This window comes from Micromonospora sp. NPDC047074, from assembly GCF_040643815.1.
Taxonomy (GTDB): domain Bacteria; phylum Actinomycetota; class Actinomycetes; order Mycobacteriales; family Micromonosporaceae; genus Micromonospora.
Genome location: NZ_JBEYVB010000087.1, coordinates 1 through 1,592 on the forward strand (window position 1 = coordinate 1; position 1,592 = coordinate 1,592).

At 71.9% G+C, this 1,592-nt stretch carries 1 protein-coding gene; it reads left to right on the top strand.

What is annotated here, in order from left to right:
• Positions 1 to 873 precede the first annotated feature (873 nt).
• The gene (locus ABZ809_RS34470) at positions 874 to 1,587 is read left to right on the top strand and encodes an MSMEG_4193 family putative phosphomutase (RefSeq protein WP_357566851.1); all 714 of its coding nucleotides are present in this window, start codon (positions 874 to 876) and stop codon (positions 1,585 to 1,587) included.
• Positions 1,588 to 1,592 lie beyond the last annotated feature (5 nt).

A 1,592-nucleotide genomic window follows, 5' to 3' on the forward strand; every position in this document is an offset into this window, starting at 1 on the left:
TTGTCGGCGGTCATCGGGCCGGCGGCCACACCACCGGCGAACGCGAGACCGGCGATACCGAGAACGCTGTTACGGATGAACGTGTTCATGGGGGAGACTCCATTCGGGGGTTGGCACCACACGCCGAAAGGGGGTCGGCTCTGTGCGGTGCAAGCACCGTCCGGCGCTCGGATGAACAAAGTTCAAGAACGGCCGCGTGGGGCGAAGGGGGGTGCCCTGCACGTCGGCCGGGACCATGTGTAACGACCGGCGACCCGCCATCATTCCGGGGCCCGGGCCGGCCACCCGAAGGGGCGGGGCGTGCCCTTGCTCGGTCGTACGCATGGTGTAACGACCCCGGGGCGGCCACGATTCCACCCCCACGATGCCCCCGGTCACACCCCGGAACCGGACATTCACCTCGTTGACGACCCGATCCGGGTGAGTGTGGTGCGGGCTGCGTTCGGCATCTTGGCTTGACGCCGGACAGGGCGATCGGTCGGGGCGGGGTCGGCGAATCCACATATCAGTGATGAACCGGACATGTGGGGTGTCGGGTGATGCCCATTGATGGCCCCGGCATTGTCAACGCTTGTGCCGAGCCCTGCCGGCTCGGCGCAGCTCGCGAGATCTTGGCACGAAACGGCCCCCGGAGGGGCACTCTCGTTCCAAGATCTGCGGGTACGGGTACGGGTGCGGACCCGGACGCGGCCGGCAGGCGCGGGAGATGTGCGGGGCGGTGGGGGGTGTACGCGTGATGTGGGACTGTCATTGTCGATTGGGCGGTCAGCGCCGTCGAGGTGAGTCGGGCCCGGGGCGCAGCTGGGGGAGCCTGGGTCATACCGCACACCGGGGGAGGCACCCGTGCCCGAACGCAGGTCATAAGGTGGTCCCGTGGCGACCCTTCTGCTTCTGCGACACGGCCGGACGACCGCGAACGCGGACGGTGGGCTGGCCGGCCGCCAGCCGGTCGAGTTGGACGAGACGGGCCGGGCCCAGGCGACGGCGGTCGGCGAGCGGTTGCGGGCGGTGCCGCTCGCGGCGGTGGTGACCAGTCCGCTGATCCGGTGCCGGCAGACCCTGGACCTGGCGTTGCCCGGGGCCGCTCCGGTCGTGGAGGAGGGCCTGATCGAGTGCGGCTACGGGGCCTGGGAGGGGCAGCCGCTGAAGAAGTTGGCCAAGGAGCCGCTCTGGCCGGTGGTCCAGCAGCACCCGAGCGCCGCGGTCTTCCCGGAGGGGGAGGCGATGGCGGCGATGGCGGCACGGGCGGTCGCGGCGGTGCGTACGTGGGATGCCAGGGTCACCGAGGAGCACGGCCCGGAGGCGGTCTGGTTGGCGTGCAGCCACGGCGACGTGATCAAGGCGATCGTGGCGGACGCGCTCGGCGTACACCTGGATCTGTTCCAGCGGATCGTGGCCGACCCGGCGTCGGTGACGGCGATCCGCTACACCCCGCTGCGACCGTTCCTGGTCCGGCTCAACGATACCGGCGGCGACCTGGCCGGGCTGGTACCGCCGCCGCGCAAGCGACGCCGCCGGGCGGCGCGGGCGGCCGGCGCGGCCGATTCCGACGCGCCGGTCGGCGGCGGCGCGGGGGCGGGCCGGTGACGGGC